11 protein-coding genes are annotated in these 14311 nt (G+C 31.2%); 6 read left to right on the forward strand and 5 right to left on the reverse strand.

Annotation, left to right across the window (positions count from 1 at the left end):
- Positions 1 to 52: 52 nt before the first annotated feature.
- Entirely contained in the window at positions 53 to 1567 is a 1515-nt protein-coding gene (dnaB, locus tag DFQ07_RS10265; RefSeq protein WP_133536499.1) for a replicative DNA helicase, read from the reverse strand.
- 128 nt (positions 1568 to 1695) lie between these two features.
- Here dnaB and DFQ07_RS10270 point away from each other — a divergent pair, with 128 nt between their 5' ends.
- The 3 genes from DFQ07_RS10270 to lysA all read left to right on the forward strand — a co-directional run bounded on the left by DFQ07_RS10270 (position 1696) and on the right by lysA (position 5569).
- On the forward strand, positions 1696 to 2769 hold the full coding sequence (locus DFQ07_RS10270; RefSeq protein ID WP_133536501.1) for a DUF3810 domain-containing protein: 1074 nt from the start codon (positions 1696 to 1698) through the stop codon (positions 2767 to 2769).
- A gap of 70 nt (positions 2770 to 2839) precedes the next feature.
- Positions 2840 to 4078, forward strand: a complete 1239-nt coding sequence (gene pepT, locus DFQ07_RS10275) for a peptidase T (protein WP_133536504.1) — start codon at positions 2840 to 2842, stop codon at positions 4076 to 4078.
- Positions 4079 to 4363: 285 nt separating this feature from the next.
- Positions 4364 to 5569, forward strand: coding sequence for a diaminopimelate decarboxylase (gene lysA, locus DFQ07_RS10280; protein ID WP_133536506.1), 1206 nt, complete (start codon positions 4364 to 4366; stop codon positions 5567 to 5569).
- A 237-nt stretch (positions 5570 to 5806) separates the two neighbouring features.
- On the opposite strand, the gene DFQ07_RS10285 is transcribed toward lysA, so the two are convergent.
- From DFQ07_RS10285 to rpsF, 4 genes are all read right to left on the reverse strand, one after another.
- Entirely contained in the window at positions 5807 to 8959 is a 3153-nt protein-coding gene (locus DFQ07_RS10285; RefSeq protein ID WP_208107688.1) for a TonB-dependent receptor, read from the reverse strand.
- A 106-nt stretch (positions 8960 to 9065) separates the two neighbouring features.
- Positions 9066 to 9512 (reverse strand): 50S ribosomal protein L9, encoded by a 447-nt coding sequence (gene rplI, locus DFQ07_RS10290; protein WP_133536508.1) that lies wholly within the window; start codon positions 9510 to 9512, stop codon positions 9066 to 9068.
- A 15-nt stretch (positions 9513 to 9527) separates the two neighbouring features.
- Complete coding sequence (gene rpsR / locus DFQ07_RS10295; RefSeq protein WP_133536510.1) at positions 9528 to 9824, reverse strand: 30S ribosomal protein S18; 297 nt, start codon at positions 9822 to 9824, stop codon at positions 9528 to 9530.
- A gap of 3 nt (positions 9825 to 9827) precedes the next feature.
- Positions 9828 to 10169, reverse strand: coding sequence for a 30S ribosomal protein S6 (gene rpsF, locus DFQ07_RS10300; protein ID WP_133536512.1), 342 nt, complete (start codon positions 10167 to 10169; stop codon positions 9828 to 9830).
- Between the two features lie 122 nt (positions 10170 to 10291).
- On the opposite strand from rpsF, the gene DFQ07_RS10305 reads away from it, so the two are divergent.
- The 3 genes from DFQ07_RS10305 (at position 10292) to DFQ07_RS10315 (ending at position 14305) form a co-directional block, all read left to right on the forward strand.
- Positions 10292 to 11188 (forward strand): sterol desaturase family protein, encoded by an 897-nt coding sequence (locus tag DFQ07_RS10305; RefSeq protein ID WP_133536514.1) that lies wholly within the window; start codon positions 10292 to 10294, stop codon positions 11186 to 11188.
- 284 nt (positions 11189 to 11472) lie between these two features.
- Positions 11473 to 13689 carry a RelA/SpoT family protein gene (locus DFQ07_RS10310; RefSeq protein ID WP_133536516.1) on the forward strand — a complete coding sequence of 739 codons (2217 nt, stop codon included), beginning with the start codon at positions 11473 to 11475 and terminating at the stop codon, positions 13687 to 13689.
- Between the two features lie 166 nt (positions 13690 to 13855).
- Positions 13856 to 14305 carry a Fur family transcriptional regulator gene (locus DFQ07_RS10315; protein ID WP_028892056.1) on the forward strand — a complete coding sequence of 150 codons (450 nt, stop codon included), beginning with the start codon at positions 13856 to 13858 and terminating at the stop codon, positions 14303 to 14305.
- Positions 14306 to 14311: the final 6 nt, after the last annotated feature.

Below are 14311 nucleotides of genomic sequence, written 5' to 3' on the forward strand. Positions count from 1 at the left end.
ATTACTAGTTAGCAATTGTGTATTCTATCATATTTTAAGTTTTATTTAAAGATTAAAACGGAACATCATCATCACTTGGACCAAAAGCATCTTCTGGTGAAGCAAAATTACTAGATGATACTTCATCGTTAAATCCTGAATTCATACTTGATTGGAATTCACTGCTAAAACCTTCTTCTAAATCTGAGAACTTTGCTAAGTGTCCTGTAAACTTCAAACGAATATTGTCTAATCCACCATTACGGTGTTTTGCAACAATAAACTCTCCCTGTCCTTCACATGGTGAATGATCATCATCATCCCATTCTGTCATACCGTAATACTCTGGTCTAAATATAAAAGATACAATATCTGCATCTTGCTCAATCGCTCCAGATTCACGAAGGTCAGATAATAGCGGACGTTTACTTCCTCCACGAGTCTCTACCGAACGTGACAATTGTGATAAAGCTATTACAGGAATATTTAATTCTTTACCTAGAGCTTTTAAGTTACGTGAAATAGTAGAAATTTCTTGTTCACGGTTACCTCCTGCTCCTCCAGCTGTCATTAACTGTAAATAGTCAATAATTAATATTTTTACTCCATGCTGTGATACCAAACGACGTGCTTTTGCACGTAAATCGAAAATAGATAAGGCAGGTGTATCATCAATAAAAATAGGAGCATCTGAAAGTTTTTTAACTTTTACATTTAATTGTTCCCATTCGTGAGGCTCTAAGTTTCCTTTACGAAGTTTTTCTGATGTCAATCCTGTCTCAGAAGAAATCATACGGGTTATTAACTGTACAGATGACATCTCTAATGAAAATACAGCTACAGCATGATTAAAATCGATTGCCATGTTTTTTGCCATCGATATTACGAAGGCAGTTTTACCCATACCAGGACGCGCTGCAATGATAATTAAATCGGAAGGTTGCCATCCTGAAGTTAAAGCATCTAGTTTTGTAAACCCAGTTGCTAAACCACTCATTCCTTCCTTTGTAGAAATTTCTTGGATTTTATTAATCGATTGTTGAACAAGTGAATCTGCTCTTTCTGCTCCTTTCTTTAGGTTACCTTGAGTAACTTCAAATAATTTTCCTTCAGCGTCATCTAACAAATCAAAAACATCTACAGTTTCATCATAGGCATTTTCGATAATTTCAGAGGAAATTGTAATTAACTTACGTTGAATGAATTTTTCTAATATAATTCTAGAATGAAATTCAATATGGGCAGAAGAGGCTACTTTTTGGGTTAAACCTATTAAATAAAAATCTCCACCAGCTATATCTAATTTTCCATTCTTTTTTAATTGATTAGAAACAGATAATAAATCAATTGGCTCAGAATTTTGAAAAAGCATATAAATTGCATCGTAAATTTCTTGATGCCTCTTATCATAAAAAGCTTCTGGGTGCAAAATATCTATTACCTCGTCAATCCCCTTCTTATCAATCATCATGGCACCTAAAACAGCTTCTTCTAACTCTAAAGCCTGCGGCGGCAATTTTCCTTTTTCTAAGCTAATAATTCTAGCTTTATCTATTTTTGTTCCTTTGAGAGGCTGAGTTCTTTCCATAATCGCAAATGTAATTTTTTAAGATGATATTTATAGCGGATCACCTCAAATTTCTTTATGCACAAATTTTGTAAACAAAGTTGTTCTTAACTTGTTGATAACGTTATAACTTTCTTATTTTTGAAGGCATGCAGCATCAAAAAAAATATTTATTCATTGCTTTAATGTTACCTTTTCAGGTCATTTTAGTAAAATTATTAGGTCAAAATCCGCAATGGATTGAGCACTATTATAGTAATGGTATTTATTTATATATATCAAGATTTTTTCGATTTGTTTTAGGATGGATTCCTTTCTCTTTTGGGGATTCATTAGGTTTCTTTTTTCTATTTATATTTATGAAATCTTTACTTCAATTAACGAAAAGCAGATTTAAAAACTTCCTTCCTAAGTTAGTAAAATTTATGGCAATTTTGTCAATTATTTATTTTTGTTTTTATGCTTTTTGGGGATTGAATTATTTTAGAGAACCTTTAGCTAAAAATCTAGAACTTGAGCAAGCAACATACACAACAGAAGAATTGGTTTCTACTACGAAACTAATTATTAATGAATTAAATAATATTCATCTAGAAATTACAAAAAATGATTCAGTACAAATAGTTATTCCCTACTCACAAAAAGAAATATATAAACTTGCCCCTAATGGATTTAAAAAGTTATCAGAAATTTATCCTCAGTTAAATTATCAAACAACCTCTATTAAAAGTTCATTGGTTAGTTTATTTCAATCTTATAATGGAACATCTGGTTATCTTAATCCTATAACAGGAGAAGCTCAAGTAAATAGTAGGATTCCTAAAACAAGTTTTCCTTCAACCACATGCCATGAAATGGCACATCAAATAGGTTGGGCAGCTGAAAATGATGCTAATTTTGTTGGTTTTTTGGCCTCTATAGCCAATGATGATTTGTATTTTAAGTATTCTGGATACCGAATGGCATATAATTACTGTATAGGTCAAGTTTATAAAAGAGATAAAGAACTTGGAAAACAACTAAAAAAAACTGTGCATAAAGGAATTTACAAGGATTATAAAGCTAGTTACCTACATTGGAAACAATTTAAAAACCCAATTGAGCCCTATTTAAAAAAAGGATATAATTCGTATTTAAAGGCTAATAATCAATCTAACGGAATTCAATCTTATAGTTATGTTGTCGATTTATTGATAGCTTATTTTAAGAAGAAAAGCTCTTAAAAATTTCATCGTCTTCCAATTGATAAAATACAATTGAAATGGCTATTTTTGAGGCTTTAAAAATACTACGATGAACAAACAACATATAATCGACCGATTTATTAAGTATGTAACTATTGATACTGAAAGTGATCCTAACAATTCTGCTTTTCCTAGTACAGAAAAACAATGGGACTTGGCTAAAGTTCTTGAGAATGAATTGAAAGAAATAGGAATGGAAGATGTTGAATTAGATGAAAACTGCTATTTAATGGCAACCTTACCTAGTAATTTAGATTACGAAGTACCAACTATTGGTTTTGTTGCTCATATTGATACAAGTCCTGATTTTACAGGTGCAAATGTTAAACCTCAGGTTCATGAAAATTACGATGGTAAAGACATTTTATTAAACAAAGAAGAAAACATCGTTTTATCTCCTGATTATTTTGAAGATTTATTACAATATAAAGGACAAACCATTATTACTACTGATGGTACTACTTTATTAGGTGCAGATGATAAAGCTGGAGTAACAGAAATTGTTTCTGCAATGGAATATTTAATTCAGCACCCTGAAATTAAACACGGAAAAATACGTATTTGTTTTACACCTGACGAAGAAGTAGGAAAAGGTGCTCATATGTTTGATGTTGAAAAGTTTGGAGCAGAATGGGCATATACTATGGATGGAAGCCAAATTGGTGAGCTAGAATACGAAAACTTCAATGCAGCAGGAGCAAAAGTTACCGTCAATGGTAAAATTGTACACCCAGGATATGCTAAAGGAAAAATGATTAACTCTATGTTAATTGCCAGTGAATACATTAATGCATTACCAGAAGATGAAGTTCCTGAAAAAACAACGGGCTATGAAGGTTTCTTCCACTTACATCATATGGAAGGTGAAGTAGAAAAAACAACATTGCACTATATTATTAGAGATCATGACATGGATCAATTTAATAATCGTAAAAAAGCAATGCTAGATTTAGCAGAGGTTTTAAATGCTAAAAATGGGCAAAAGTTAGTTTCTGTTGATATAAAAGACCAGTACTTTAATATGAAGGAAAAAGTAACTCCAGTAATGCATATTGTTGATATTGCCGAAGAAGTAATGAAAGACATGGGTATTACCCCTTTAATTAAACCTATTCGAGGTGGTACAGATGGTTCTCAATTATCATACAAAGGACTACCATGTCCTAACATTTTTGCTGGTGGACATAATTTTCATGGACGTTACGAGTATGTTCCTGCAGAAAGTATTATGAAAGCTAGTGAAGTAATTGTTGGCATTGCTCAAAAGGTAGCTGTAAAATTCAATTAAAATTATAAACTTTTTACAAGATCAAAACTCTAGCTTTCGCTAGAGTTTTTTTTTCTATGATATTATCTTACCCCTCAAAGAGAATATCATAATTATTGAAATAAATCCCCTTAACTTTATTTCGTCGCAAATATGACCATTTTTAAAGCTTTTTATCATAGGAAAACCCCTGTTTTAGCTCAATATTAATCCTAATTTTACAAAAAATAAAAATTTGTAAATTTCTTCTATTTTATTTTTTTTATCTACTACCCTATCTAATTTTGCCGTCAAATATTTAAGTAAATGAATAGGCTAAACCTTTTAAAGCTGGCTGATGAGTATCAGTCTCCTTTGTATGTTTATGATACAGAAAAAATTATTTCACAGTACAAAAAAATTACATCAGCATTTTCTAAAGTAAAAAATGTTAAAATTAACTATGCTGTTAAAGCATTGTCTAATATTAATATTTTAAAAGTATTTAATAAGCTTAATAGCGGTTTAGATACTGTGTCTATTCAAGAAGTCAAACTTGGACTATTAGCGGGATTTGACCCTCAAGAAATAATCTACACTCCTAATGGTGTGTCTTTACAAGAAATAGAAGATGTTGCTAAATTGGGAGTGCAAATTAATATTGATAATTTATCTATATTAGAATTATTTGGACAAAAGCATCCTAAAATACCTGTATGTATTCGTATCAATCCTCATGTGATGGCTGGTGGGAATAGCAAAATTTCAGTAGGACATATCGATTCTAAATTTGGAATTTCTATCCATCAAGTACCACATATAAAAAGAGTTGTTGAAAACACAGGAATGCATATAAATGGTATACATATGCATACTGGGTCTGATATTTTAGATATTGACACTTTTTTAAGGGCCTCAGAAATTTTATTTGATGTTGCAAGACAGTTCGAAGATATTGATTTTATAGATTTTGGTAGCGGATTTAAAGTTCCTTATAAAAAAGATGATATTTCTACTGATATAAATGAATTAGGAGAAAAATTATCTGTAAGATTCAATGAGTTCTGCAAAAACTACGGAAAAGATGTTACCTTAATGTTTGAACCTGGTAAGTTTTTAGTAAGTGAAGCTGGATATTTTTTAGCCAAGGTTAATGTTATTAAACAAACTACTTCAACCGTTTTTGCTGGGATAGATAGCGGTTTGAATCATCTTATTCGTCCAATGTTTTACAATTCGTATCATCATATCGAAAATTTATCTAACCCAAAAGGAAGAAAACGTTTTTATAGTGTAGTTGGATATATTTGTGAAACAGATACGTTTGGTTCTAACAGAAGAATTAATGAAATTTCTGAAGAAGATATATTATGCTTTTATAATGCAGGTGCTTATTGTTTTTCAATGGCTTCAAATTATAATTCAAGGTATAAACCAGCTGAAGTTATGATATATAAAGGAAAAGATTACTTGATACGTAAAAGAGAAACGATAGAAGACATCCTTAAAAATCAAGAAAATATAGCGATTTAATTCCATATAAAAACTCTGACCAAGTAAGGTCAGAGTTCCTTTAAAATATAATCAACCCCTCAAAGACTATATTTTAAAACGTTGTAATAAAGTCCCCTATCTTTATTTACGTTACAAATATCCTTTATTTATTTCAAAAATAGAACAGGAAAACCCCCCTTTCTTATAAACAGTTTTTTATAAAATAGAAAAGGCAACTTAAATAAGCTGCCTTTTATAAAAATTTGTGGTTAACTATTAAAATATATATCGTAATCCTAATTGCATTTGCCAACGAGAGTTTAAACTAGAGTCGTAACCAAATGTTTTAGTTGAATTTGGCGTAAACGAATATGTAGGTGTATTAGTTCCATCTAAACTAACTCCTAGAGGTTGTAAGTTGTTAGGTTGTTGAACTACTCCCCAATCAGAATTGATTAAGTTACCTACATTTAAAATATCAAGACTTAATTGTATTGTATTTTGTTTTTCATCAGAGACGTTAAAATTAAAATCTTGTAATATTTTTAAATCCCATTTACCTCTCCATGGCGCTATAGCTCCGTATCGCTCAACATATTGTCCTCTTCTTCCTCTTAAATAATCATCTTGTTGAATATAGCTTTCAAAAGCGGCTGCTTGGCTAGGATCACTAAATTGCATTTGATTTACTTCTGAACTAGTTGGAACGTATAATAAATCATTTACAGCTGATCCATCATTATTTATATCACCTCCATAGGTATAGTTAAAGCGTCCACCTTGAGCATATTCAAAAAATGTAGAAATAGTTGTAGCAAACTTATCTCCTCCATAAGTAAATTTCTTTGACGCTACACCAATAATTCTATGAGTATCACCATATTTAGAATATGATAAAACATCATTGTTAGCATTTCCAACTACAGGATTAAAAGCAAAAGCATCACCAGTAATTTCTGCCTCTATAGAGTTAACATCTTTAGCATTTAAGTAATTGTAGGCAACACTTGCATATAATCCATTATCAAAAGTTTTTTGAAGCTTTAATGAAGCATTCCAAACACGACCTTTATCTGAGTTTGTAAACACATAGGCATTGTTTCCTTTATCAGCAGCATCATAAATTTCTCTATTATCAAATGTAGTATTTAAAGTAGTACTTGGTTCTCTCAGTCCCCAATTTTGAACATGTGCTCCATTGATATCTTTTGTATAAGCAATATCTGTTGTCGCTATAATTCCATTTTCAAACTTATAGTCCAATCCTAAATTAGTTCTCCATACTTGTGGAAATTTAAAGTCTGGATCAACTAACTGGAAAAAGCCATCATCAGCTCCACTTACTTGGTTTCCAATCCATACAAAAGGTAAACGTCCTGTAAATACACCAGAACCTCCACGAAGTTGTATGGTGTTATCTCCTTTTACATCCCAGTTAAAACCTACTCTTGGAGAAATTAACCATTGATTTGTAGGCATTTTGGTTGAAAGTAATTGTTGTTCTTTACCAGTATTAGGGTTATAATACAATACTGAATTATCTCTTGTTGCTCCATTATCAGTATCAATATACTTTTGAATTAAACTAGACGTATCAAAGTACAATGGTTTATCAAAACGGATTCCATAGGTTAATTTAAAATCGTCATTTATCTCCCATTCATCTTGAACATAAAATGCTAATTGTCCTACATTTAATTCAGATAATTTCCATCCTCCATCATTACCTGCTCCATTAGCATTGAATGAATCGTAAGCATTTTGAGTAGCAGCTAAGTATTGTTCTACAACTCCTCCTGATTGTGCATTTGATAAAAATGTGGCTACATCAGGATATGGGCTAAACAATCCATAGTAAGGGAAAATACCAAAATTAAATGATTCATAGTTTACTAGATTAAATGAATTCTTAAATTCAAACTTTTCGAATGAAAATCCAACAGTATAAGTATGATCTCCTTTAAAGAAATTCATGTTATTAGTTAACTGAAAAACTCTTTGGTCTAATGTATTATGAATAGAAAATGGTTCATGACCAGCTATAATATAATTACTACCATTACCATCTTGAATTGAAATTACAGGAGCAGGTGCCGATAATGGATTTCTAAAATCATCAAAATGTGTGTATCCTATTTGTAATTTATTTGTTGTTGTTTCTGATAAATTTGAGTTTAATTCTAATTGAAATGAATTTAAATTATTATTAATTTCATACCCTGAATTTTCAAATTGTAACGTAGAAAAATTAGGTCCTCTGGTTCCTAAAGCTGTAGGATGTGCAGGTGTTTCTTTTGAAGCTCTTAAGAAGTTATAAATTAAGGCTAACCTGTTTTTATCATTAATATTCCAATCTATTTTAAATATTCCTTTGGTAGATTCTGATCCGTAAGTGAACCCTTCATACGCTCCAGTATCATATCCTAAAGCTGCTAATGCATCTCTAACAGCTATCATATCAGATTCTAAAACTCTCGATTCATTAATCGCTCCACTACCTGTATTAGGTACCCAACCAGCTGTACCTAAATCTTCTCTGTCATCTTTTTCGAAATTAGCAAAAAAGAATAGTTTATCTTTTACAATAGGACCTCCTAAACTAACACCATATTGACTTTGATTTAATTTAGGTTTTACTACTTTCTGACCTTTTATTTTCCCTCCTGTCATATCTTGATTTCTAAAGAAACCATAAACAGTACCAGTAAATTCATTAGTACCACTTTTAGTTACAGCATCTACAGAGGCTCCTGTAAAACCTGATAGAGTTACATCATAAGGCGCTGTAGAAACCGATATTTGCTCAATAGCATCTAACGATATTGGTTGCGAACCTGTTTGTCCTCCAGGTGTTGGAGAATCTAATCCGAAAGGATTGTTAAAAATAGATCCATCTAAAGAGAAATTATTAAACTGATCATTTCTTCCACCAAAAGAATTACCGCTTGCTGTAGGCTCTAAACGAGTAAAATCAGCAGCCGAACGAGAAATTGTTGGTAACGTTTTTAATTGAATAGCACTTACACTTGTTTGAGCACCAGTTCTATCATTATTAAAAACTTTGCTTTTTGATGCAGAAATCACTACTTCTTCTAATTGTTCTCCATCCTCAGCTAATTTACCATCTATATTGGTAGTCTTACCTAAAGTTAAATATACATTAGTTACTTCTTGTGATTCAAAACCCACGAAGCTAAATGTTACTTTGTAAGGGCCTCCTACTCTTAAATTAGGAATGGTGTATTTACCATTATCTTGAGCTACAGCTCCAGAGACAGTACCTGTAGGTTCGTGTAAAACCACAATGTTAGCTCCAAATAATGGTTCTCCCTGACTGTCTGTTACAGTTCCTTTTATTTTTGATGTAGTTACCTGGGAAAAGATGGATAAACTCAAAAAAACAAAAGATAACACTAATAATTTTTTCATAATAGTCTTGATTTTGTTTATGTTATATTTCAAATTTAAGAAATAAAAAAATCCGCTCGACTGAGCGGATTTATACTTTATTAACATGTATTTAACAATAAAGTTACTATTCAGCAACTACTTCAAATACGATGTCAGCTACAACAGTTCTGTGTAAACGTACAGCAGCGTTGTATTTTCCTAATCTTTTTACGTTACCTCCAGTAACTTTGATAAATTTCTTATCAATTTCAGTACCAGCTTTAGCTAAAGCTGCAGCAACATCAATGTTGTTTACTGAACCAAATAATTTATCTCCTGAACCTACTTTAGAAGCTATTTTGATTTCATATCCTTTAATAGTTTCTGCTAACTTGTTAGCATCATCTATTAATTTAGCTTCTTTATAAGCACGTTGCTTTAAGTTTTCTGCTAATACTTTTCTAGCTGAAGAAGTAGCTAAAATTGCATATCCTTGAGGTATTAGGTAATTACGTCCATAACCATTCTTAACAGTTACGATATCGTCTTTAAAACCTAAGTTTTCTACGTCTTGTTTTAATATCAATTCCATATTTCTACTTCTTTATTATTTTAACATATCACCAACGTATGGCATTAAAGCTAAGTGACGAGCTCTTTTAATAGCTTGAGCCACTTTACGTTGATATTTTAATGATGTTCCTGTTAAACGTCTTGGTAAAATTTTACCTTGCTCGTTTACTAAATACATTAAGAAGTCTGCATCTTTGTAATCGATGTACTTAATACCGTTTTTCTTGAAACGACAGTATTTAGCTTCTTTCTTAGTTTCGATATCAAGCGGAGTTAAGTAACGTACTTCTCCTTGCTTATTTCCTTTTGCTTGTTGATCTATTGACGCCATTTCTTACTTTTTTGCAGATTTAACACGTTCTCTTCTTTTTTCAGCCCAAGCTGCAGCATGCTTATCTAACTTTACAGTTAAATAACGCATAACACTATCGTCACGTCTAAACTCTAATTCAAACGGAGCAATTGCATCACCTGCTACTTTGTACTCAAATAAGTGGTAAAATCCACTTTTTTTCTTCTCGATTGGATAAGCTAACTTTTTTAAGCCCCAATCTTCTTTAGAAATCATTTCTGCACCTTTAGAAAGTAAATAGTCCTCAAACTTCTTTACTGTTTCCTTTATCTGAGTTTCAGATAAAACGGGATTCAAAATGAAAACAGTTTCGTAATGATTCATAATTAAATTATTTAAAATTTATTTTAAGCCTGCAAATATACTGCTTTTTACTCCATAAACAAACTCTTCTCTTTAAATAATTTAATGATTTTGTGTAAGTTTGTAACTAAACACCCTCTTTTATGCAAATTCCTGAAATTCCTAATTTAATTCACTATGCTATTCCTTTCTTTATAATAACTGTTATTATTGAAGTTATACTTACAGTTAGAGTTAAACTAGAGAAATATGAGTTTAAAGATGCCGCTACCTCTATAACTATGGGATTAGGAAACGTTTTTATTGGTTTATTCACCAAAGGATTAACTTTTGGAATATTCTTATTCCTTTATAAGTATCGTTTATTTACAATACCTTTTACGTGGTGGGCTTGGGTTTTATTATTGTTTGCAGAAGATTTTGTGTATTATTGGAACCATAGGATAGCACATGAAAGCAGATTGTTTTGGGCGAGTCATGTTGTACATCATTCTTCAACAAAATATAATTTGAGTACAGCTCTACGACAAACTTGGTCAGGAAGTTTTTATACATTTATATTTTGGGCTCCTTTAGTTATTATTGGTTTTCATCCATTAATGATATTAACTCAAATGAGTATTAGTTTACTATACCAGTATTGGATTCATACAGAACTAATAAACAAACTACCAAAATGGTTTGAGGCTATTTTTAACACCCCTAGTCACCATAGAGTTCATCATGCCACAAATCCTCAGTATTTAGATAGAAATCATGCAGGGATATTTATAATATGGGACAAGCTTTTTGGTACTTTTGAACCCGAAGTTGAAAAACCTATATATGGATTGGTGACTAACATTAACACCTATAACCCTATTAAGGTAGCCTTTATAGAATGGTACAACATGTTTAAAGATGTTTTTACAAGTAATACATCTTTAAATAAAAGATTTCTATATTTTTTTAAACCACCTGGTTGGAAACATGATGGTAGTGGAATACTGTCTGAAGATTTACGTAAAAAATGGGAAGAAAAACAGAAAAATAATACCTAAAAACAAAAAACCTCCGACTCGTTAATAAAAAGCCGGAGGTTCGAATATCATATTAAAATGATATCTCAGGGGGACTTTTCTTTTTTGAGTAAGTTCCTCTGAATTATATCACAAAGTTATACGTTATATCAATATAATCTCACAGGAAAAACCCTAATATATTTTGTATTTCTTGTCTTTTTTTTCGTTTTGAATTCTTTTAAACAAATCCCCTTAAAACTTGCTCAATATAATTCTTTGTACTACTTTTATTTTACACCTAAAAAGTAAAAGAATTTTAATGTATGAGTTATAATGCAACGATAGAAGAAGAGAATAAAGAAATAGCCAGCAGATATAAAAATTTATTAAAAGGAACGTATCAAACATTATCTGAAGATGATAAAAAGCTGATTCGTAAGGCTTTTGATATTTCTGTAGAAGCACACTCTAAACAACGTAGAAAAACAGGAGAACCTTATATCTTCCATCCTATTGCTGTAGCTAAAATAGTTGCAGATGAAATAGGTTTAGGTGCAACTTCTATTGCTGCTGCCCTGCTTCATGATGTTGTAGAAGATACTCATTACACTATTGATGATATGGAGCGTTTGTTTGGAGAAAACATTGCTCGTATTGTAAGCGGACTTACCAAAATATCAAATTTAAAGCAAGAACAAGACTATTCTATACAAGCAGAGAATTTCAGAAAGATGTTACTCACGCTGCATGATGATGTGCGAGTAATACTTATCAAAATTGCTGATAGGTTGCATAACATGCAAACCATGGATTCGATGCCCCCTCATAAACAGGTAAAAATAGCGTCTGAAACCTTATATATTTATGCTCCGCTTGCTCATCGACTAGGATTATACAACATTAAAACTGAGCTTGAAGATTTAGGATTAAAATACACTGAACCAGATGTATATCAAGATATTTTAACTAAGATTAAAGAAAGTAAAGAAGATCAACAGAAATATATAGATAGCTTTACTGGAATTTTAAAAGAAGCCTTAAACAATGAAGGTATTAAATATGAGATAAAAGGACGCTTCAAATCTATTTTTTCTATCCGTAGAAAAATGCGTAAACAAAACGTAACTTTTGATGAAGTGTATGATAAGTTTGCCATTAGAATTATTTATGAACCAACCTCTGTAGATGAAAAATTTGATGCTTGGAAAATTTACTCTATAGTTACTGACTTTTTTAAACCTAATCCTGCTCGATTACGCGATTGGATTTCCCAACCGAAATCAACAGGGTATGAAGCATTGCATATTACAGTGATTGGTCCGCAAGCAAAATGGGTAGAAGTACAAATTCGTTCAAATAGAATGGATGAAATTGCAGAAAAAGGATATGCTGCTCATTTTAAATACAAACAAGGTAGTGTTAAAGAAAATGGTTTAGAAGGCTGGTTAAATCGCTTAAAAGAGAGTTTAGAAAACCAAAGTTTAGATGCTGTAGATTTTGTTGAAGATTTTAAGTTAAATCTTTATGCTAAAGAAATTTACGTATTCACTCCAAAAGGAGATTTAAAATCATTACCTAAAGGAGCCTCTGCTTTAGATTTTGCTTTCTCAGTACACACTGATGTTGGATTAAAATGTCGTGGTGCAAAAGTGAACGGAAAATTAGTTCCTTTAAGCTATGAATTAAAAAGTGGAGATCAGGTAGAAGTACTTACGGCTACGAATAATAAGCCTAATGTACGTTGGTTAGACTTTGTTATTACGGCTAGAGCTCGTGCTAAAATTAAATCGGCCTTAAAGGCAGAAGAAAAGAAAATAGCAGAAGAAGGAAAAGCTATTTTACAGCGAAAATTACGTCATTTAAAGATTAACTTTAGTGAAAAAGTAATTCACGAATTAGCTAGCTATTTTGGGTTAAAAACTAGCTTTGATTTATTCTTTAGAATTGGTAATGGAGCTATAGATAACACCCAGCTTAAAGAGTTTGTTGCTCAAAGAAGCAATAGTTTTATGGGCTTTATCAAAAGTACATTCCGTCGCTCTCCTTCTAAAGAAATATTAGAAAAAGAAGAAGTTACGAATAAGTATGATGCCTTAGTTTTTGGAAAAGAAGAGCAAACCTTAGATTATACTTTGGCAAAATGTTGTTCACCTATTCCTGGAGACAAAGTTTTTGGCTTTGTAACTATTAATGAAGGAATTAAAGTGCATAAAAATGATTGTCCGAATGCAATTTCATTACAATCAAATTATGCCTATAGAATAATGCCAGCTAAATGGATTGATTCTACAAAACAAGAATTTATGGCTATATTACACCTATCTGGATTAGATAATAAAGGAATTGTAAACAACATTACCCGTATTATATCTAACAGTATGGACGTGTTTATCCACAGTATTAACATCTCTGGAGATGATGGGGTTTTTGATGGAAAACTCTCATTGAGTGTCAAAAACAAAAACCAACTTAACAAACTAATTAATAGCATGAAACAAGTAGAGGGTGTTCAAAAAGTTGAACGTGTTAATACTTTGTAAATATCATTTTATTTTCCTTGTTTTTTTATCAAGAAATAAACGTAAATTTGCCCTTTATTCAAAATCTCTCAGAGTATACTCAAAAAGTTTTGAATAAAAATATATTTTAACTGATACAAGTATCTGAATATTATAAATCTCACTAGTGAGTAAAATTTAAAAGTACATGAGTAATTCAGCCGAAAATCAAGAAATTGTAAAAAAAGTATTCACTTCTTTTTTAGAAGAGAATAAGCATCGTAAAACACCTGAACGGTATGCTATTTTACAAGAAATTTACGACGCTGATGAGCATTTTGACATCGAATCGTTGTACATTAAAATGAAAAATAAAAACTATCGTGTAAGTAGAGCAACGCTGTATAATACGATGGATTTGTTATTAGATTGCGGGTTGGTTCGTAAACATCAATTTGATGGACAATCTATGGCTCGGTATGAAAAAAGCTACTTTGATAAAAATCACGATCATGTAATTCTTACAGATACTGGTGAGGTTAAAGAATTTTGCGATCCAAGAATTCAAATTATCAAAAAAACAATTGAAGACGTTTTTGATATTGATATTCACAATCACTCACTTTATTTCTACGGAACAAAAAGAAACAACAAATAAAACACA

Origin of the sequence: Tenacibaculum caenipelagi (genome assembly GCF_004363005.1) — a bacterium.
In the GTDB taxonomy this organism is placed as follows: domain Bacteria; phylum Bacteroidota; class Bacteroidia; order Flavobacteriales; family Flavobacteriaceae; genus Polaribacter; species Polaribacter caenipelagi.